Annotated in this window: 17 protein-coding genes; 5 read left to right on the top strand and 12 right to left on the bottom strand. The window is 70.9% G+C overall.

Annotated features, from left to right (window positions below):
* Positions 1-53: 53 nt before the first annotated feature.
* Positions 54-533, bottom strand: a complete 480-nt coding sequence (locus tag FPV26_RS03680; RefSeq protein WP_147652366.1) for a peroxiredoxin — start codon at positions 531-533, stop codon at positions 54-56.
* A gap of 222 nt (positions 534-755) precedes the next feature.
* Here FPV26_RS03680 and FPV26_RS03675 point away from each other — a divergent pair, with 222 nt between their 5' ends.
* On the top strand, positions 756-1,199 hold the full coding sequence (locus tag FPV26_RS03675) for an Hsp20/alpha crystallin family protein (RefSeq protein WP_425473049.1): 444 nt from the start codon (positions 756-758) through the stop codon (positions 1,197-1,199).
* An 87-nt stretch (positions 1,200-1,286) separates the two neighbouring features.
* Positions 1,287-2,171: a DnaJ C-terminal domain-containing protein gene (locus FPV26_RS03670; RefSeq protein ID WP_147652364.1), complete on the top strand. Its 885-nt coding sequence runs from the start codon at positions 1,287-1,289 to the stop codon at positions 2,169-2,171.
* 6 nt (positions 2,172-2,177) lie between these two features.
* Here FPV26_RS03670 and pilH read toward each other — a convergent pair whose 3' ends face one another.
* From pilH to FPV26_RS03625, 9 genes are all read right to left on the bottom strand, one after another.
* The gene (pilH, locus tag FPV26_RS03665; RefSeq protein WP_147652363.1) at positions 2,178-2,570 is read right to left on the bottom strand and encodes a twitching motility response regulator PilH; all 393 of its coding nucleotides are present in this window, start codon (positions 2,568-2,570) and stop codon (positions 2,178-2,180) included.
* 67 nt (positions 2,571-2,637) lie between these two features.
* Complete coding sequence (locus tag FPV26_RS03660) at positions 2,638-3,633, bottom strand: YhdH/YhfP family quinone oxidoreductase (protein ID WP_147652362.1); 996 nt, start codon at positions 3,631-3,633, stop codon at positions 2,638-2,640.
* Complete coding sequence (locus FPV26_RS03655; protein WP_147652361.1) at positions 3,630-4,223, bottom strand: LOG family protein; 594 nt, start codon at positions 4,221-4,223, stop codon at positions 3,630-3,632. Before FPV26_RS03655 ends, FPV26_RS03660 begins: the two co-directional genes overlap by 4 nt.
* 151 nt (positions 4,224-4,374) lie before the next feature.
* On the bottom strand, positions 4,375-5,799 hold the full coding sequence (lpdA, locus tag FPV26_RS03650) for a dihydrolipoyl dehydrogenase (RefSeq protein WP_147652360.1): 1,425 nt from the start codon (positions 5,797-5,799) through the stop codon (positions 4,375-4,377).
* Positions 5,800-5,853: 54 nt separating this feature from the next.
* On the bottom strand, positions 5,854-7,053 hold the full coding sequence (sucB, locus tag FPV26_RS03645) for a dihydrolipoyllysine-residue succinyltransferase (RefSeq protein ID WP_147652359.1): 1,200 nt from the start codon (positions 7,051-7,053) through the stop codon (positions 5,854-5,856).
* 24 nt (positions 7,054-7,077) lie between these two features.
* A complete protein-coding gene (locus FPV26_RS03640; RefSeq protein WP_147652358.1) occupies positions 7,078-9,909 on the bottom strand; it encodes a 2-oxoglutarate dehydrogenase E1 component in 2,832 nt (943 codons plus the stop codon).
* A gap of 141 nt (positions 9,910-10,050) precedes the next feature.
* Entirely contained in the window at positions 10,051-10,965 is a 915-nt protein-coding gene (locus FPV26_RS03635; protein WP_147652357.1) for a GNAT family N-acetyltransferase, read from the bottom strand.
* Between the two features lie 7 nt (positions 10,966-10,972).
* A complete protein-coding gene (locus FPV26_RS03630; protein WP_147652356.1) occupies positions 10,973-12,319 on the bottom strand; it encodes a JmjC domain-containing protein in 1,347 nt (448 codons plus the stop codon).
* A gap of 172 nt (positions 12,320-12,491) precedes the next feature.
* Entirely contained in the window at positions 12,492-12,863 is a 372-nt protein-coding gene (locus FPV26_RS03625; RefSeq protein ID WP_147652355.1) for a winged helix-turn-helix transcriptional regulator, read from the bottom strand.
* Between the two features lie 140 nt (positions 12,864-13,003).
* Here FPV26_RS03625 and FPV26_RS03620 point away from each other — a divergent pair, with 140 nt between their 5' ends.
* A complete protein-coding gene (locus FPV26_RS03620; RefSeq protein ID WP_147652354.1) occupies positions 13,004-14,119 on the top strand; it encodes an NAD(P)H-dependent flavin oxidoreductase in 1,116 nt (371 codons plus the stop codon).
* Entirely contained in the window at positions 14,116-14,736 is a 621-nt protein-coding gene (gene gstA, locus FPV26_RS03615) for a glutathione transferase GstA (RefSeq protein WP_147652353.1), read from the top strand. The genes FPV26_RS03620 and gstA overlap by 4 nt, the downstream gene beginning before the upstream one ends.
* A 75-nt stretch (positions 14,737-14,811) precedes the next feature.
* On the opposite strand, the gene purB is transcribed toward gstA, so the two are convergent.
* Positions 14,812-16,179, bottom strand: coding sequence for an adenylosuccinate lyase (gene purB / locus FPV26_RS03610; protein ID WP_147652352.1), 1,368 nt, complete (start codon positions 16,177-16,179; stop codon positions 14,812-14,814).
* A 126-nt stretch (positions 16,180-16,305) separates the two neighbouring features.
* Between purB and FPV26_RS03605 the strand changes: the two genes are divergently transcribed.
* Positions 16,306-17,715 carry a class II fumarate hydratase gene (locus FPV26_RS03605; RefSeq protein ID WP_147652351.1) on the top strand — a complete coding sequence of 470 codons (1,410 nt, stop codon included), beginning with the start codon at positions 16,306-16,308 and terminating at the stop codon, positions 17,713-17,715.
* A 55-nt stretch (positions 17,716-17,770) separates the two neighbouring features.
* Here the strand turns inward: FPV26_RS03605 and FPV26_RS03600 are convergent, their stop codons facing one another.
* Positions 17,771-18,361 (bottom strand): DUF2884 family protein, encoded by a 591-nt coding sequence (locus FPV26_RS03600; protein WP_147652350.1) that lies wholly within the window; start codon positions 18,359-18,361, stop codon positions 17,771-17,773.
* Positions 18,362-18,399: the final 38 nt, after the last annotated feature.

Genomic DNA, 18,399 nt, shown 5'->3' with positions numbered 1-18,399 from the left:
CCCTCCCCCGCGTGCGGGGGAGGGCTGGGGTGGGGGGCGGGCGGCAGGCCGCCTCAGCCCAGGGCTTCCAGCACGTGCTCCGCCGAGGACACCCGGTACTCCCCCGGCGCCTCGACGAAGAGCTGCCTGACCACCCCGTCCTGCACCACCATCGCGAAACGCCGCGAGCGGATGCCCATGCCGTAGGCGCTGGCGTCCATCTCCAGCCCCAGCGCGCGGGTGAAGTCGGCGTTGCCGTCGGCCAGCATCTGCAGCCCCTCCGGCACGTTCTGGCTCCTGGCCCAGGCCTGCATCACGAAGGGGTCGTTGACCGCCAGGCAGGCGACCTCGATGCCGCGTTCCCGGAACTCGTGGAAATGCTGGATGTAGCTGGGCAGGTGCCGCTCCGAGCAGGTCGGCGTGAAGGCCCCCGGCACCGCGAACACGACCACGGTCTTGTCCTCGAACAGGGTCCGGGTATCCACGGTTTCCACGCCCTGCCGGATGCGCTTGAGGGTCACTTCCGGCACCCGGTCTCCCACCTTGATCGTCATGGCCGTCTCCCGATTAACGAAATCTGCACGCACGGCGCCCCGCCGTCGGTCGGCGCCCGCGGGCGCTTGAAATTCCCGCAGGCGGAGCCTACCTGACGGGCGGAGACATGGCGCGTCCCATGTCCCGGTCAGGCAGTTCCACCGCTTCAGGGAGAGTGTCCGATGAACATCGTTCATTACCGCCGCTGGCCCTCGAGCATGTTCCCGGCCGAGTTCCGGCAGATGTTCGAGCGGCTTTTTGACGACAACCTGTTCGAACAGGCCCAGGCCGACGAGAGCTCGGTGGTCACCAGCCAGTGGGTGCCCGCCGTGGACGTGAAGGAGGAGAACGACCGGTTCGTGCTGTACGCCGACCTGCCGGGTGTGGACCCCGAGCAGATCGAGGTCTCCATGGACAAGGGCATCCTGACGATCCGCGGTGAGCGCCGCAGCGAGAGCTCGAACGAGACCGAGCGTTACTCGCGCATCGAGCGCCGCTATGGCAGCTTCCATCGCCGCTTCGCGCTGCCCGACAGCGCCGACCCGAACGGGATCCAGGCGCGCGGCCACAACGGCGTGCTCGAGATCGTGATCCCCAAGCGCCCCGAGACCGCGCCGCGCCGCATCCAGGTCAACCGCGTCGAGAACGACCGCCAGACCATCGACGCGCCCAAGACCCAGCAGTGAAGGCTTGACGGCCGGTTCCGCGTCGGGCCAGTGTCCGGCCTGCGGCGCATGCGTCGCAGGCCTTTTTCTGCCAGCCGGTAGCCGCTCATGGAATTCAAGGATTACTACGCCACGCTCGGTGTCGAGCCCAGCGCCGGCGAGGCCGAGATCAAGTCGGCCTATCGCCGCCTGGCGCGCAAGTACCACCCGGACGTGAGCAAGGAGCCGGGTGCCGAGGAGAAGTTCAAGGCCGTCAACGAGGCCTATGAGGCGCTGCGCGATCCGCACAAGCGCGCGGCCTACGACCAGCTCCGCACGCGCGGCTACCGCCCGGGCGACGAGGTGCGGCCGCCGCCGGGCGGGTTCGGCGAGGGCCTGGATGATTTCGATTTCGAGGAGATCTTCGCCGGCGGCGGCGCGAGCGGGGGCTTCAGCGATTTCTTCGAGTCCCTGTTCGCCCGCCAGCGTGGCCACGGCGGCGCCAGGACCCGCGGCCACACCCGCGCCAAGCTCGCGGTACCGCTGGAGGCGGTGTATGCAGGCAGCAGCGTGCGCATCGGTCTGGGCGGCCGCACCCTGGACGTGCGCGTGCCCAAGGGCGTGCGCCCCGGCCAGCGGATCCGGCTCGCGGGGCAGGGCAGCGGCGGCGGCGACCTGATCCTGGAGATCGAATACGCGGCCCACCCGCAGTTCGAGGTGGACGGGCGCAACATCATCTACGTCCTGCCCGTGGCGCCGTGGGAGGCCGCGCTCGGGGCCAGGGTCAGCGTGCCCACCCTGGGCGGCCCGGTGGAAGTCACGATCCCGCCCGGCTCCGAGGCGGGGCAGCGCCTGCGTCTGCGCGGTCGCGGCCTGCCGGGCACCGGGGGGCACCCCGACGGCGACCAGATCGTGGAACTGGAGGTGCTGGCGCCGCGGCCGCAGACCGAGGCCCAGCGCGAGGCCTATCGGCGCATGCGCGACGCCTTCGGCCAGGATTGGCGCCGCGCTTGAGCGCGCTTACGCCTCCGGCGCCGGCGCGCCGGGGTCGTTGCCCAGCATCTGCTGGATCATGTCCGCCAGCTCGTTCTCGCTGAAGGGCTTGGTGATGTAGGCCTTCGCGCCCTGGCGCATGCCCCAGACCCGGTCGGTGTCCTGGTCCTTGGTGGTGACCAGCACCACGGGGATGTGCTTGGTGGCCGGGTCGCGGGTGATGGTGCGGGTGGCCTGGAACCCGTTGAGGTTGGGCATCACCACGTCCATCAGGATCAGGTCCGGCAGCTCGCGCTTGGCCGCCTCGACGCCGGCGGCGCCGTCCTCGGCGGTCAGCGCCTCGTGGCCGAGCTTCTCGACGATCCGCCGGATGCCCATCAGCTGCGAGGGCGAATCGTCCACGATCAGGATGCGCGCCATGTCGGAGTCCCCAGTGGTCGAGCGATTGTAGCGGCGGCGGCGCGGGGCGCAAACCGGGCCGCGGGCCTCACAGCCGCACCAGCGTGCGGCCGAGGGAACCGCCTGCCAGCATCCGGTCGAACACCGTGGGCAGTTCCGCCAGCGTGACCTCGGCGGTGCAGATGCGGTCGAGGTGGCGCGGCTTCCAATCGTCGGCGAGGTGCTGCCAGATCCGCTCGCGGATCTCGCGCGCGGTGCCGGCCGAGGCCACCCCGAGCAGCGATACGCCGCGGATGATGAAGGGCATCACCGTGGCGTGCAGTTCGGCCGAGGCGGCCAGGCCGGCGCTGGCGACGTTGCCGTAGGGGCTGGTCTGCGCCAGCAGGCTGGCCAGCATCGGCCCGCCGACGTTGTCCAGGCCGCCGCCGAAGCGCGCCGACTCCAGCGGTCGCGTCGTCGCCAGCGCCTCGCGGCCGAGCACTTCGCGTGCGCCGAGCGACTTCAGATAGCCGGCATGCTCGGCCTTGCCGCTGATCGCATGCACCTCGAAGCCGGCACGGCTGAAGATGTCCACCGCCAGCGAGCCCACGCCGCCGGTCGCGCCGGTGACGGCGAGCGGCCCCAGCGCCGGCGTCTGCCGGTTCTCCAGCATGCGGAACAGGGCCAGGCCCGCGGTGAAGCCGGCGGTGCCCAGGATCATGCTTTCGCGCAGGTCCAGCCCGGCCGGCAGCGGGATCGCCCACTGCGCCTCCAGGCGCACGTATTCCGAATACCCGCCGTCGCGGGTCTCGCTCAGCCCGCAGCCGGTGACCAGCACCGCATCGCCTTCGCGAAACCGCGGGTCGGTCGAGGCGACCACGTGGCCGGCGACGTCAATGCCGCCGACGAGCGGAAACCGGCGCAGGATCTTGCCCTTCCCGGTGCCGGCCAGCGCGTCCTTGTAGTTGACCGACGAGTACGCGGCTCGGATCACCAGCTCGCCGGGCGAGAGCGCGTCGAGCGACAGGCGCTCCAGGCCGCTGCGGTAGCCCGCCGCGTCGTCGTGGATCCGGAAGGCGTCGAAGGTGGCGGGAATGGTCGTCATCGCAGTGCGTTGCGCCGTCTCTCGTCAATCCACTTGCTGGCCTGTGCCGGGCGGTAGGCGCGCATCCAGGCCAGCAGTCCGTCGAGATCCTCGCCGTGCCAGAGGTCGCGGCGCTGGTCGGGGTGCAGGAAACGCTCGGCGACCATGCGGTCGAGCATCGCCAGCAGCGGGTCGTAGAAGCCCTCCACGTCGAGGAAGGCGCAGGGCTTGTCGCCCAGGCCGAGCTGGCGCCAGGTCAGCATCTCGAACATCTCGTCGAGCGTGCCGAAACCGCCGGGGAGGGCGATGAACGCATCGGCGAGGTCGAACATGCGCGCCTTGCGCTCGTGCATGTTGGCCACGACCTCCAGGCGGGTGAGCCCCTGGTGGGCGACTTCCCACTCCACCAGCTGCTCCGGGATCACGCCGATCACCTCGCCGCCGGCCTCGAGCGCCGCATCGGCGAGCAGCCCCATCAGGCCGACGTTGCCGCCGCCGTACACCAGGGTGAGCCCCTCGCGCGCCAGCCGGGTGCCGAGCGCGATCGCACGCTCGGCGTAAGCCGGCCTGCTGCCGGTGTTGGAGCCGCAGTAGACACAGATGGAACGCATCAAGCCGATGGAACCGCGGGGCAGCGGGGAGGCCATGCCCATGCGCGACCTTCGGCGGCATGGATGCCGCCGAAGAGCCTACATGGATGTACTTGCGGCGTGTCGCGCATGGGCATGGCCTTCCCGCTGCCGACCATGAAGCTCACGGCACTCAGTTGGCCTTGTGGATGGCGCGCTTGTGCACCGCCATGGCCGCGTCGTGCACCGCCTCCGACAGCGACGGATGGGCGTGGCAGATGCGGGCCAGATCGTCGGCCGAACCCTTGAACTCCATGGTCAGCACGCCCTCGTGCACCAGTTCGGAGACGTTGGCGCCGACCAGGTGCATGCCGAGCACGCGGTCGGTCTCGGCGTGGGCGAGCACCTTGACGAAGCCCGCCGGCTCGGCCATCGCCACCGCGCGGCCCACCGCCGCGAACGGGAAGCTGCCGGCCTTGTACGGGATGCCCTCGGCCTTGAGCTGCTCCTCGGTCTTGCCGACCCAGGCGATCTCCGGCTCGGTGTAGATCACCCACGGGATGGTCTCGAGGTTGACGTGGCCCGGCAGGCCGGCGATCAGCTCGGCCACCGCGATGCCTTCCTCGAAGCCCTTGTGCGCCAGCATCGGCCCGCGCACGCAGTCGCCGATCGCCCACACGCCGTCCACGCCGGTGTGGCAGTGCTCGTCCACCTCGATGAAGCCGCGCTGGTCGAGCCTCACCCCGGTGTCCTCGGCCAGCAGGCCGCGGGTCGCGGCGCGGCGGCCGACCGCCACCAGCAGCCGGTCCACGACCAGGGTCTGCTCGCCCTTGTCGTCGGCGTAGGTGACGTGCACCTCGCCCTTCTTCACCTCGGCCTTGCTCACCTTGGCGCCGAGGCGGATGTCCAGGCCCTGCTTCTTGAACTCGCGCGCGGCGACCTTCGACACCTCGGCGTCGGCGGCGGCGAGGAAGTTCGGCAGCGCCTCGAGGATCGTCACCTGCGCGCCGAGCCGGTTCCACACGCTGCCCAGCTCCAGGCCGATCACGCCGGCGCCGATCACGCCCAGGCGCTTGGGCACTTCCTCGAAGTCCAGCGCGCCGACGTTGTCCACGATGTGCTTGCCGTCGAACCTGGCGAACGGCAGCTCGATCGAATCCGAGCCGGCGGCCAGGATCACGTTCGTGCCCTTGAGCTCGACCTCGCTGCCGTCGTGCTGCTTGACCTTGACCACGTTGCCCGGGTGCAGCACGCCGAAGCCGTAGTACGGCGTGACCTTGTTCGCCTTGAACAGCTGGGCGATGCCGCCGGTGAACTGCTTCACGATCCTGTCCTTGCGCGCGATCATCGTCGGCACGTCGATCGAAGCAGCCTGGGTGCTGATCCCGTGCTCGCCGAAGATGTGCGACAGGTTCCAGAACTGGCGCGAGGAGTCGAGCAGCGCCTTGGACGGGATGCAGCCCACGCGCAGGCAGGTGCCGCCCAGCGCCGGCTTGCCGTCCTTGCCGAGCGCGGCGTCTATGCACGCGGTCTTCATCCCCAGCTGCGCGGCGCGGATCGCGGCGTGGTAGCCGGCGGGGCCGGCGCCGATGACGATGACGTCGAATTGTTCTGCCATTTGCGTGTTCCCGGGAGAGAAGCGAGTGGGGAGAAGTGGACTCACTCCTCGTGCTTACATGCCCAGCAGCATCCGGTGCGGGTTCTCGAGCTGGTTCTTGATGTCCACCAGGAACAGCACCGCGTCCTTGCCGTCAATGATGCGGTGGTCGTAGGAGAGCGCGATGTACATCATCGGCGCGATCACGACCTGGCCGTTCTCGGCGATCGGCCGCTCCTTGATCGCGTGCATGCCCAGGATCGCGCTCTGCGGCGGGTTGACGATCGGGGTGGACATCAGCGAACCGAAGGTGCCGCCGTTGGTGATGGTGAAGGTGCCGCCCTGCAGGTCCTCCAGCTTCAGCCCGCCCTCGCGCGCCTGCCTGGCGTAGGTGGCGATGGCGGCCTCGATCTCGGCGAAGGACATGCGCTCGGCGTTGCGCAGCACCGGCGTGACCAGGCCCTTGTCGGTGGCCACGGCGACCGAGATGTCGGCGTAGCCGTGGTAGATGATGTCGTTGCCGTCCACCGAGGCGTTGATGATCGGGAAGCGCTGCAGGGCGTTGGCGACGGCCTTCACGAAGAAGCTCATGAAGCCGAGCTTGATGCCGTGGGCCTTCTCGAACTGCTCGCCGAGCTGCTTGCGCATCGCCACGACCTTGCCCAGGTTGACCTCGTTGAACGAGGTCAGCATGGCGATCGAGTTCTTCGACTGCATCATGCGCTCGGCGATGCGGGCGCGCATGCGGGTCATCGGCACGCGCTCCTCGGGACGCGCGCCGCCGGCCACGCCGGCGGTGCGGCCGGCGGCGTAGTTGAGCAGGTCCTCCTTGGTCACCGCGCCGCGGCGGCCGGTGCCCTCGACCAGCGACGGGTCAATGCCTTCCTTCGCCGCGGTGAAGCGCGCGCCCGGCGGCAGCGACTCCAGCCCGGCCGGCGCGGCGGCCCTGGCCGGCTCGGCCTGCGCGGCGGCGGCCGGCGCGGGCTTGGCCGCCTCGGCCTTGGCCTCGGCCTTCGGCGCTGCGGCCGCGGCCACCGCGCCTTCCTCGATCAGCGCGATCACCTGCTGGCTGGTGACGGTGGCGCCGCTCTCGAACTTGATTTCCTTGAGCACGCCGTCCACCGGCGCCGGCACCTCGAGCACGACCTTGTCGGTCTCCAGGTCGAGCAGGTTCTCGTCGCGCTTGACCGCATCGCCGGGCTTCTTGTGCCAGGTGGCGATGGTGGCGTCGGAGACGGATTCGGGCAGGACCGGGACTTTGACTTCGATGGCCATGGTGGGCGTCCTAGATTTGGAATGTCATTCGGGGCTGGCGTCGCCGTTGACCGGATTGACCAGGGCATCGGCGACGAGCTGCGCCTGCTCGGCGACGTGCTCGGCGAAATGCCCGGCGGCGGGCGAGGGCGAGCGCGGGCGGCCGGCGTAATGGAGGGTCTGCTTCGGCTGCAGGCAGGCGCGCAGGTGGTGCTGGATCTGGTACCAGGCGCCCTGGTTCTGCGGCTCCTCCTGGCACCACACGACCTCGGCGGTGGAGGCGAAGCGCTTGAGCTCGGTCGCCAGCTCCTGGCGCGGGAACGGGTACAGCTGTTCCACCCGCACCAGGGCGACGTCCTTGATGTCCTGCTTCTGCGCTTCCTCGAGCAGGTCGTAATAGACCTTGCCCGCGCAGACCACCACGCGGCGCGGCTTCTTCGCCGTGGCGGTGGTGTCGGGGATCAGGCGCTGGAAGCCGCCGCCGGCCAGCTCGTCCAGGGTCGAGACCGCGAGCTTGTGGCGCAGCAGCGACTTCGGCGTCATCACCACCAGCGGCTTGCGCGTGGTCATGCGCATCTGCCGGCGGATCATGTGGAACGCCTGCGCCGGGGTGGTGGGCACGCAGACCAGCATGTTGTCGAGCGCGCACAGCTGCAGGAAGCGCTCCAGGCGCGCCGAGCTGTGCTCCGGGCCCTGGCCCTCGTAGCCGTGCGGCAGGAACAGCGCCAGGCCGCACAGCCGGCCCCACTTGGCCTCGCCCGAGGACAGGAACTGGTCGATGACCACCTGCGCGCCGTTGGCGAAGTCGCCGAACTGGGCCTCCCAGATGTCCAGCGTCATCGGGTCGGCGGTGGCGTAGCCGTACTCGAACGCCATCACCGCCTCCTCGCTCAGCAGCGAGTCGACGATGGTCACGTGTTCCTTGTTTTCGACCAGCTCGCGCAGCGGCAGGTAGCAGGCGTCGGTGGCCTGGTCGTGCAGGATCGCGTGGCGGTGGAAGAAGGTGCCGCGGCCGCTGTCCTGGCCCACCAGGCGCAGCTTGTAGCCCTCGGCCAGCAGGGTGGCGTAGGCGAGGTTTTCGGCGAAGCCCCAGTCGCCCGGCAGCTCGCCGGCGGCCATCTTCTGCCGGTCCTCGTAGATCTTGGCCACGCGCGGATGCAGCTTGACCGTGTCCGGAACGGTGTTGATCGCGCGCGCGAGGCGGTCGAGCGTGGCGCGTTCGACCGTGGTGTCCACTGGGTCGGACAGCCTGCCGGAGAGGTACTTCGACCAGTTGACGGTGAACTCGTCGCTCTTGACCTGCACCAGCTCGGTGGTGACCTCGCCCTTGTCGAGCTTGGCGCGGTAGCCGTCCACCAGCGCCTTCGCCTCGTCGGCGGAGACCGCGCCCTCGGCGGCCAGGCGCTCGGCGTACAGCTCGCGCGTGGTCTTCATCGAACGGATCCTGCGGTACATCACCGGCTGCGTCGCCGCCGGTTCGTCGGCCTCGTTGTGGCCGTGGCGGCGGTAGCACACCAGGTCGATGACCACGTCCTTGGCGAAGCGCTGGCGGAAGTCGAGCGCGAGCTCGGCGCAGAACGCCACCGCTTCCGGGTCGTCGCCGTTCACGTGCAGCACCGGCGCGCCGACCATCTTGGCCACGTCGGTGCAGTACAGCGTGGAGCGCGCGTCCTGGCGCTCGCTGGTGGTGAAGCCGACCTGGTTGTTGATGACGATGTGCACCGTGCCGCCGACCGCGAAGCCGCGCGCCTGCGACATCTGGAACAGCTCCATCACCACGCCCTGGCCGGCGAAGGCGGCGTCGCCGTGCATCAGCACCGGCAGCACGGCCTTGCGCTCGCTGTCGCCGCGGCGCAGCTGGCGCGAGCGCGCGCTGCCGGCAACCACGGGGTCCACGATCTCCAGGTGCGAGGGGTTGAAGGCCAGGGCCAGGTGCACCGGGCCGCCCGGCGTGGCCACGTCGGCGGAGAAGCCCATGTGGTACTTCACGTCGCCGGTGTGGGCGCGGTCGTCGTGGGCGTGCTCGAACTTGCCCTCGAACTCGTCGAACAGCTTGCGCGGCGGCTTGCCCAGGGTGTTGACCAGCACGTTGAGGCGGCCGCGGTGGGCCATGCCCATCACGACTTCCTTGACGCCCTGTTCGCCGGCGCGGCGGATCATCACGTCGAGCAGCGGGATCAGGCTGTCGCCGCCTTCGAGCGAGAAGCGCTTCTGGCCGACGTACTTGGTGTGCAGGTAGCGCTCGAGCCCTTCGGCCGCGGTCAGGCGCTCGAGGATGCGCGCCTTCTGCTCACGGGTGCGGCGGTAGTTGCCGGCGGCCGATTCCAGGCGTTCCTGCATCCAGCGACGCTGCTCGACGTCGGTGATGTGCATGAACTCGGCGCCGATCGGGCCGGTGTAGGTGGCCTTGAGCAGGCTCACCAGCTCGCCGAGCTTCATGCGGTCGCGGCCGCCGACGCCGCCGGTGGAGAACTCGTCGCCGAGGTCGCGTTCGGACAGGCCGTGGAAACCGAGCTCGAGGTCGGGGGCGGCCGGCTTCTCCAGCAGCCCGAGCGGGTCGAGGTTGGCGGCGAGGTGGCCGCGCGAGCGGTAGGCGGTGATCAGCTTGGCCACTGCGCACTCGCGCACGTCGGCCGCGCCGGCCGGGGCGGCGAGCAGGCCGCGCGCGGCCAGGCGGCCGGCTGCGGCGACCTGGGCCATCACCGCCGAGTGCGGGACGTCGCCGGCCTCGCGGCCCTTGAACCCGTCGAAATACGCCTTCCATTCGGGCCCCACGCTGTCGGGGGCGGCCAGGTACTGCTCGTACAGCTCCTCGAGGTAGGCGGCGTTGGCGCCGAGTTGCGAGGACTGGGCAAACTGCTTCAGAAGACTGTCCACGATCGGGTCAGGCTGCTCGGTGGGGGCAAGTGGTTGATCGGACGAGGGTTTGAAGGCCCCGGCCGGGCGCGCCTGAATCGGGCGCGAAAGGACGGAAAGTATAACGGCTGGGGCGCTCGCGCGCGGGGACTGGGCGGCGGATCAGAGCCCGAGCGCGCGGTATTCGGTCACCGGCCGCGCGCGTTCCCAGACCGCGGCGAAGTCGTCGCGCAGCTGCCGCGCGCGGCCCGGGGCGTGCAGGTCGGCCTCGCCGTCGAAACGGTGGCCCAGGCCGCGGAAGTAGTAGCCGCCGGCGTCGCTGGCGATGTAGGCGGAGGGGTAGGACCGATCCACCGGATCGTCCACCTCGCGGAACAGGAAGATGCTGGGCAGGCGCTGGGCCAGGGCCAGCAGCGGGGCGTGGTCGCGCTGCGGCGTGCTGGCGTCCTGGAGCAGGATCCGCACCTCCACCCCGCGCCCGGAGACGGCGAGGGTGCGCAGCGCCTCGAGCACGGGCGGGGCGTCCAGCAGGCCCGGGTCGAGGTCGCGGGTATAGATGCACAGCAGGCGGCGCGCGCCGCGGACCAGGGCCTCGGTCACGGCCACCGCGTCGTCGCGGGTCTCGACCGCGTGCGCACCGGCCAGGTCGCGGCGCATGGCCTGGTGCTCGATCCCGGCTTCCATGAAGCGCTCGCCCACCGGTACGAAACCGTTGCGGGCGTAGAACTCGATCGCCGGGGCCTGCGCGTGCAGGGTGACCTCGCGCCAGCCGTGCCGGCGCGCCTCGGCGACCAGGGCCGAGAGCATCGCCTGGCCGACGCCGCGGCCGCGCCACTCGCGCAGCACGGCCATGCGGCCGATGCGGTGGTCGGGGGTGAGCCGGCCGGCGCCGATCGCGGCCCCGTCGATGGTGCGGGCGATCACATGCACGCACTGCGGGTCGAGCCCGTCGCGCTCGAGCGAGGCCGGCACCTGCTGCTCCTCGACGAACACCCGCGTGCGGACCGCGTTCAATTCGTCCGCGGCGGTCTCCCAGGCCACCGTCTCGACATGGAAGGGGCGGGGTTCGGCGCTCATGGTGGGCTCACGCTTCCTCGTCGGTCAGGAGCCGGTAATGGCCGGCGCAGAGCAGGTCGAACACCGCGTCGCGCCCGGCCTGCGACAGCGCGTCGTACTGCGCCCCGTCCAGCGCGGCGGCGGCGGCCAGCCGCTGCGCGTCGCGCACCGGGACGGCGTAGGCCCGGCCGTTGGCGTACAGCCGGGCGCCCTTGCCGGCGCGGCGCCAGGCCATGCGCGACCACGGGTGCCGTTGCAGGCATGCCCCATGGGCCAGGTCCCACTCCAGCTCGATCCGCGGCGGCGGCTCGCCGGCCGGAACGACCTCCATCGCATTCCGGTACAACGTGATGTAGCGGCCGAACCAGTCGCCCAGCCGGTCGGGGTCGTTCATGCGCAGGGCGTTGAGCGCCTCGACCACGCGCTGCATCGCGGCGGCGTCGATCTCGTTCGGATCGGCCGGCGGGGCCAGGTCGGGGTCGCGGTAGCGCAGCGCCTCGTCGGCCGTGGCGGCGAGCGTGTCCACGTAGTCGCCCAGCAGTTCGGCCGCGCTCGGCGCGCGCATGCCCACCGAGAAGGTCAGGCACGGGTCCTCGGCCACGCCGTGGTGCGGCACGCCGGGCGGCAGGTAGAGCATGTCGCCGGGGGCGAGCACCCACTCGTGGGTGGGATGGAACTCGCGCAGCAGCTTGAGTTCGACGTCGTCGCGGAACTCGGTGGACGGCGACGGCGAGGCGTCGATCAGCCAGCGGCGATGGCCGTGGGCCTGGAGCAGGAACACGTCGTACTGGTCCACGTGCGCGCCGACCGAGCCGCCGGTGGCGGCGAACGAGACCATGATGTCGTCGATGCGCCAGCGCGGCAGGAAGCCGAAGGCCGGCAGCAGCGCGGCCACGTCCGCGTCCCACTTGTCCACGTCCTGCACCAGCAGGGTCCAGTCGCGGTCGCCGAGGGCGGGGAACAGCGCCTCGTCGAACGGGCCGTGCTGCAGCGACCAGGCGTCGCGCGCGCGGTCGTGGCGCACCAGCCGCGCCAGCACGCCCTCCTCGCAGGCCAGGCCGGCCAGGTCCTCCGGCGCGATCGGCGAGACGAAGCCGGGAAAGGCGTTGCGGACCAGCAGCGGCCGCTTCTGCCAGTAGTCGCGCAGGAAGCGTTCCGCGGGCATGCCCAGCGGCGGCTGCGCGGCGGCGTCGGTTTCGATGGGCAGGGCCTGCGCGGCCTTGCGCACGCTGCCCTTCGCCGCCTTTGTGGCGGGGGCTGCGCGCCGGGCGGCCTTCGCCGCGACGGGCGGCGTCGTGTGCCTGCCCGTCTTCGCGCGGGCGGCCCCGGGCTTGCCCGACTGCGTCGGCGTCTGTTTCTGCTTCTGTTCTTGCATTGGATCGTCATCCCGGCGAACGCCGGGATCCATTCTGCTGTTGCGGTTGTGAGGGGCGGCGGCTCATCCAGCCGTCGCAATCTCGTCATGCCCCCGCCCGCAGAACTGGATCAGGCGCCGCCGTGCCCGTGGGGACCGGCGAGCGGCGGCCTCGGTCGAAGGGGCGCGAATTCTACTTCGCGGCCGGTCGACTCCGTGTGGCGGTCGCGGCCTTGAGCTTCTTGCCCACCTCCACGATGGCATGGATCGCCGGGACCAGTTCACGCCCGAGGTCGGTCAGGGCGTATTCGGCCGAAGGCGGCGAGGTATCGAGCACGCGGCGCGTCACCACGCCCTTGGCCTCCAGTTCGCGCAGGCGCGCGCTCAGTACGCGCGCGGAGATGCGCGGGATGTCGTGACGCAGCTCGCCGAAGCGGCGCGGCTCGCCGCTCAGGTACCAGATGACGTTCGGCGCCCATGCCCCGCGCAACAGCCTCATGCATTCGGTGAGCGGGCAGGTCGGTGCCGGGGCGACGACTTTGCTCTTGCGCAGCGGCAGGCCCATGGGCGTGTTCCTTCTCGTCTTCTTTCGACTTCGGTAACCGTCTGGTTACCACATTTTGATGGTAGTAGCCAGTTAGAAGGTATATATCAGTTACCAAGTTGCTCTAGGATACGCCACGCACCGGCAAGCGAAGGACGCACATGAACAGCTTCAGGGTCAACGAGGTTACGCGCCGCCTCGGCGTGGACCACCCGATCATCCAGGGGCCGTTTGGCGGCGGGTTGTCGACGGCGAAGCTCGCTGCCACCGTCGCCAACCTCGGCGGGCTGGGTTCCTACGGCGCGCACATGCTGCCGCCCGAGCGCATCGGGCCGGTCGCGGACGAGATCCGCGCGCTGACCGACAAGCCGTTTGCGCTGAACCTGTGGGTGAGCGACCACGACGAGGGCGGCGACCGCATCGAGCCCGACACCTTCGAGCGCGCCTGGCCGTTGTTCGCGCCGTACTTCCGCGAGTTGGGGCTGGACAAGCCGGTGCCGCCGGAACGTGGCCATCCGCGCTACGACGAGCAGATCGACGCGCTGCTGGAAGCGCGCCCGCCGGCCTTCAGCTTCGTGTTCGGCATCCCGTCGCCGCGCATCCTGACCGAGTGCCGCCGTCGCGACATCGTGACCATCGGCGCGGCGACCTCGATCGCCGAGGCGCAGGCGCTGGAAGACGCCGGCGTCGACCTGATCGTCGCCACTGGCGCGGAAGCGGGCGGACACCGGCCGTCGTTCCTCGCCCGCGCCGAGGAGTCGCTGATGGGCACGCTGCCGCTGGTGCAACTGGTGGCGGCGCGTGTGCGCACGCCGGTGATCGCAGCCGGTGGCATCGCCGACGCGCGCGGCACCCGGGCGGCGTTCGCGCTGGGTGCGCAGGCGGTGCAGATCGGGACGGCGTTCCTGGCCTGCGAGGAATCCGGCACCACCGACGCGCACCGCGACGTCCTCTTCAGCGACCGCGCGCAGCACACCACGCTCACCCGTGCCTTCACCGGACGCCTGGCGCGCGGCGTGCGCAACCGCTGGACCGAGGAGATGGCGCCGCGCATCGCGCAGCTGCCGCCGTTCCCGACCGCCAGCTGGTTCGTTTCGCAGTTGCGCCCGGCGGCGATCGCGGCCGGACGCACCGATCTGGTCTCGCTGTGGAGCGGCCAGATCGCCCCCAATCTGCGCCATCGCAGCGCGACGGCGTTGATGCAGTCGTTGTTGTCCGATCTGGAGCGCGAAGCTCTGGACGCCCCTCCCTCCCACGCAAAGGAAACCATCGCATGAAGCTCTACTACTCCCCCGGCGCCTGCTCGTTCTCTCCGCACATCGTCGCCCGCGAGCTCGGCATCCCGCTCCAGCTCGAGAAGGTGGACACCCGGACCAAGCGCACCGAAACCGGGCGCGACTTCCTGGAGATCAATCCCAAGGGCTACGTGCCTGCGCTGGAACTGGACGACGGCCAGGTGCTGACCGAGGGGCCGGCGATCGTGCAGTACCTGGCCGACCTCAGGCCCGAGGCCGGGCTGGCGCCCGCCAACGGCACGTTCGAGCGCTACCGGCTGCAGGAGATGCTCGGCTACATCAACTCCGAGATCCACAAGGCCTACAGCCCTCTGTTCGATCCGAACGCTCCGGCGCAAGTCCGCCAGGAACGGCAGGACTACCTGCGCAAGCGTTATGCGCTGCTGGAGGCGCTGCTGGCGCGGCAGCCGTACCTGCTCGGGGAGCGTTTCAGCGTGGCCGACGCCTACCTGTACACGGTGACCAACTGGGCGGGCTACGTGAAGCTCGACCTGTCCGGGTTTCCGGCGCTGGCGCAGTTCCAGCAGCGCATTGCCGCCCGGCCGGCGGTGCAGGCTGCGCACGAGGCCGAGCGCAACGGCAAGCAGCAGGTCGCCTGAGCCATCCCGACCCGGAAGCGCCCGCCTGTCGCAACGCACGGCATGCGCCGTCGCGCCCGCGGCGGGTGGGCGCGCTCAGATCTCGCGCGCCAGGCGCTCGGCCAGGCCGGTGTAGCTCGCCGGCGTCATCGCCAGCAGGCGCTGCTTCGCGTCCGCGGGCAGCTCGAGCGAGGCGATGAACTCGCGCATCGCCGCCTCGGTGATGCCCTGGCCGCGGGTCAGGGCCTTGAGCTGCTCGTAGGGATTGGGCAGGCCGTGCCGGCGCATCACGGTCTGCACCGCCTCGGCCAGCACTTCCCAGGCCGCGTCCAGGTCCTCGGCCAGGCGCTCGGGGGCCACGGTGAGCTTGCCCAGGCCCCTGTCCAGCGAATCGAGCGCGACCAGGGTATGGCCGAAGGCGGTGCCGAGCGCGCGCAGCACGGTGGAGTCGGTGAGGTCGCGCTGCCAGCGGCTGATCGGCAGTTTGGCGCCGAAATGCTCGAACAGCGCATTGGCCACGCCGAGGTTGCCTTCCGCGTTCTCGAAGTCGATCGGGTTGACCTTGTGCGGCATGGTGCTGGAGCCGACCTCGCCTTCCTTGAGCTTCTGCCGGAAGTAGCCGAGCGAGATGTAGCCCCAGACGTCGCGGCAGAAATCGATCAGGATGGTGTTGGCGCGGCGCACCGCGTCGCCCAGCTCGGCGACGGTGTCGTGCGGCTCGATCTGGGTCGTGTAGGGGTTGAAGACCAGCCCCAGGCGCTCGACGAAGCGGCGCGCGAACGCGGGCCAGTCCACCTCCGGGTAGGCCGCCACGTGCGCGTTGTAGTTGCCGACCGCGCCGTTGATCTTGCCGGTCAGTTCCACCGCCAGGATCTGCGCCCGCTGCCGCTCCAGGCGCGCGACCACGTTGGCGAGCTCCTTGCCGAGCGTGGTGGGCGAGGCGGTCTGGCCGTGGGTGCGCGAGAGCATGGGCTGCGCGGCGTGCGCGTGCGCCATCCCGCGCAGGGTGGCGACGATGCCGTCGAGCGCCGGCACCAGCACGGCGGCGCGCGCCTGCTCCAGCATCAGCGCGTAGCTGAGGTTGTTGATGTCCTCGCTGGTGCAGGCGAAGTGCACGAACTCCAGCGCGGGGGCCAGTTCGGCGTCGTCGCGCAGGCGTTCCTTGATGAAGTATTCGACCGCCTTGACGTCGTGGTTGGTGGTGCGCTCGATCTCCTTGACCCGCGCCGCGTCCTGCGGCGAGAAGCCTTCCGCCAGCGTGCGCAGGCGGGACGTGGCGGCGGTGGGGAAGGGCGGCAGCTCGGCGATGGCCGGCTCCTCGGCCAGGGCGATCAGCCACTCGACCTCGACCTTCACCCGCGCCCGGATGAGCCCGTACTCGGAGAAGATCGGGCGCAGCGCGTCCACCTTGGCGGCGTAGCGGCCGTCGAGCGGGGACAGGGCGAGCAGGCGGGCGTCGGACATGGGCGGCGGCGGAGCGGCAAAGACCGCCAATTCTAAACGGTCGCGGCGTATGCTGCCCTCGCGTCCTCCCGGCGCGGGGCCGGCCCCGTGGCGGGCGGGCCCGCGGTGCTTCCCCGGAGATCACGCATGGCCGCAAGGACTCCCGAACGCTTCCGCATCGAGCACGACAGCATGGGCGAGCTGCGCGTCCCCGCCGACGCGCTCTGGGGCGCGCAGACCCAGCGCGCGGTGCAGAACTTCCCGATCTCCGGCCGGCCGATGCCGCGAGGCTTCATCCGCGCGCTCGGCCTGGTCAAGGCCGCCGCGGCGGAGGTCAACGCCGGCCTGGGCCTGCTGCCGCAGGCGCAGGCGCGCGCGATCCGCGCCGCGGCGCTGGCGGTGGCGGAGGGGCGGTACGACGCGCATTTCCCGGTGGACGTGTTCCAGACCGGCTCGGGCACCTCGAGCAACATGAACGCCAACGAGGTGATCGCCACGCTGGCCACGCGCGCGGGCCGGAAGACCCACCCCAACGACCACGTCAATCTCGGCCAGAGCTCCAACGACGTGATCCCGACCGCGATCCGGGTGTCGGCGCAGCTGGCGGTGGTGGAGGACCTGCTGCCGGCGCTGAAGCACCTGCGCCGCACCATCGAGCGCCGTGCGCGCGCCCTGCGCGGCATCACCAAGACCGGCCGCACCCACCTCATGGACGCGATGCCGCTGACCTTCGCCCAGGAGTTCGGCGCCTGGGCGGCGCAGCTGGCCTCGGCGCAGGCGCGGATCGAGGATGCGCTGACCCGCCTGCGGCGCCTGCCGATCGGCGGCACCGCGGTCGGCACCGGCATCAACGCCGATCCGCGCTTCGGCGCGCGCATGGCGAAGGCGCTGTCGGCCCTGGCCGGGACGCGCTTTGTGTCCGCCGCCGACAGGTTCGAGGGCATCGCCGCCCAGGACGACGCGGTGGAGCTGTCGGGACAGTTGAACGCGCTGGCGGTGGCCCTGACCAAGATCGCCAACGACCTGCGCTGGATGAACTCCGGCCCGCTGGCGGGCCTGGGCGAGATCGAGCTGCCGGCGTTGCAGCCGGGTTCCTCGATCATGCCGGGCAAGGTCAACCCGGTGATCCCGGAGGCGGTGTGCATGGTCTGCGCGCAGGTGACGGGCCACCACGTCGCGATCACCGTGGCCGGGCAGAGCGGCAACTTCCAGCTCAACGTGATGCTGCCGCTGATCGCCGCCAACCTGCTCGACGCGATCGCGCTGCTGGCCAATGCGATGCGCCTGCTCGCCGACCGCGCGATCGCGGGGCTGAAGGTGCGGCGCGAGCGCGTGGCCGCGGCCCTGGACCGCAACCCGATCCTGGTCACCGCGCTCAATCCGGTGATCGGCTACGAGCAGGCCGCGGCGATCGCCAAGCGTGCCTACGCCGAGGGCCGGCCGGTGCTCGAGGTCGCGCGCGAGATGACCGGCCTGCCGGAGAAGACGCTGCGCAAGCTGCTGGACCCCGCGGCGCTGACCCGGGGGGGGATCCGCGAGGGCGTGTCCGGCGGCTAGCGAAACGCCCCGCCGCTCCCGCCTGCGCGGCAGCGACGGGGTTGCGGGGGCGCCGTCAGCCGTGTTCGGCCGCGTCCTTGCGGCACTCCTCGATCTCGGCCTGGTCGAGGCGGGCGTAGGGGCGGAACGCGGGCAGGGCCTCGGCCACCCGGTCCTGTGCGGCCCTCAGGCCTTCGAGGTGGTCGCACAGCTTCATGGCCTCGCTCGCGATCTTCCTCGCCTCGGCCTCGACCTTGGCCTCGATCGCCGCCTCGTCGCCGGTGAACACGTTCGCGAGCGCTTCCTTCACCGCGGTGCCGGCCAGCGCGGCGGCCTGGCCGCCGATCTCGATCCCGCTCTCGGCCACGGCGAGCAGTTCCTTGTGGTAGGCCTGCAACAGCGCGCGCTGTTCCGGCGTGACTTCCACTTCCTTGCCGGCGATGCGGAAGGTGCCGTCGGCGGCGATGGTCGCCTCGGGCTGCCCGCCGGCATTGAGTTCCAGCGGCTTGGTGGCGAGCTCCTTGCGCGCTTCGGCCAGGCCGGCCTCGACCTCGGCCTGCACGCGGTCCACGAGCGACTTGCGTTCGGACTTCGGCTCCTCCTGGCGGCATCCGGCCTGCACCGTTGCCAGGGCCAGCACGAGCGGGAGCAGGAACAAGGATTTCATGCGGGGTGTCTCCCTTGGAAGGACTCCGGCCCGCCGCG

Source organism: Vulcaniibacterium gelatinicum (assembly GCF_008033445.1).
GTDB lineage: Bacteria > Pseudomonadota > Gammaproteobacteria > Xanthomonadales > Xanthomonadaceae > Vulcaniibacterium_B > Vulcaniibacterium_B gelatinicum.
Note: the sequence above shows the minus strand (reverse complement) of the source record. Positions and strands in the feature narration are given on the sequence as shown.

Excerpts from the sequence above, each read along its gene's own strand:
- FPV26_RS03670 (WP_147652364.1), top strand. The coding sequence starts at position 1,287 with ATGGAATTCAAGGATTACTACGCCACGCTCGGTGTCGAGCCCAGCGCC.
- FPV26_RS03635 (WP_147652357.1), bottom strand. The coding sequence starts at position 10,965 with ATGAGCGCCGAACCCCGCCCCTTCCATGTCGAGACGGTGGCCTGGGAG.
- FPV26_RS03675 (WP_425473049.1), top strand. The coding sequence starts at position 756 with ATGTTCGAGCGGCTTTTTGACGACAACCTGTTCGAACAGGCCCAGGCC.
- FPV26_RS03605 (WP_147652351.1), top strand. The coding sequence starts at position 16,306 with ATGGCCGCAAGGACTCCCGAACGCTTCCGCATCGAGCACGACAGCATG.
- FPV26_RS03680 (WP_147652366.1), bottom strand. The coding sequence starts at position 533 with ATGACGATCAAGGTGGGAGACCGGGTGCCGGAAGTGACCCTCAAGCGC.
- FPV26_RS03655 (WP_147652361.1), bottom strand. The coding sequence starts at position 4,223 with ATGCGTTCCATCTGTGTCTACTGCGGCTCCAACACCGGCAGCAGGCCG.
- pilH (WP_147652363.1), bottom strand. The coding sequence starts at position 2,570 with ATGGCGCGCATCCTGATCGTGGACGATTCGCCCTCGCAGCTGATGGGC.
- FPV26_RS03620 (WP_147652354.1), top strand. The coding sequence starts at position 13,004 with ATGAACAGCTTCAGGGTCAACGAGGTTACGCGCCGCCTCGGCGTGGAC.
- FPV26_RS03660 (WP_147652362.1), bottom strand. The coding sequence starts at position 3,633 with ATGACGACCATTCCCGCCACCTTCGACGCCTTCCGGATCCACGACGAC.
- lpdA (WP_147652360.1), bottom strand. The coding sequence starts at position 5,799 with ATGGCAGAACAATTCGACGTCATCGTCATCGGCGCCGGCCCCGCCGGC.
- gstA (WP_147652353.1), top strand. The coding sequence starts at position 14,116 with ATGAAGCTCTACTACTCCCCCGGCGCCTGCTCGTTCTCTCCGCACATC.
- purB (WP_147652352.1), bottom strand. The coding sequence starts at position 16,179 with ATGTCCGACGCCCGCCTGCTCGCCCTGTCCCCGCTCGACGGCCGCTAC.
- FPV26_RS03600 (WP_147652350.1), bottom strand. The coding sequence starts at position 18,361 with ATGAAATCCTTGTTCCTGCTCCCGCTCGTGCTGGCCCTGGCAACGGTG.
- sucB (WP_147652359.1), bottom strand. The coding sequence starts at position 7,053 with ATGGCCATCGAAGTCAAAGTCCCGGTCCTGCCCGAATCCGTCTCCGAC.
- FPV26_RS03625 (WP_147652355.1), bottom strand. The coding sequence starts at position 12,863 with ATGGGCCTGCCGCTGCGCAAGAGCAAAGTCGTCGCCCCGGCACCGACC.
- FPV26_RS03630 (WP_147652356.1), bottom strand. The coding sequence starts at position 12,319 with ATGCAAGAACAGAAGCAGAAACAGACGCCGACGCAGTCGGGCAAGCCC.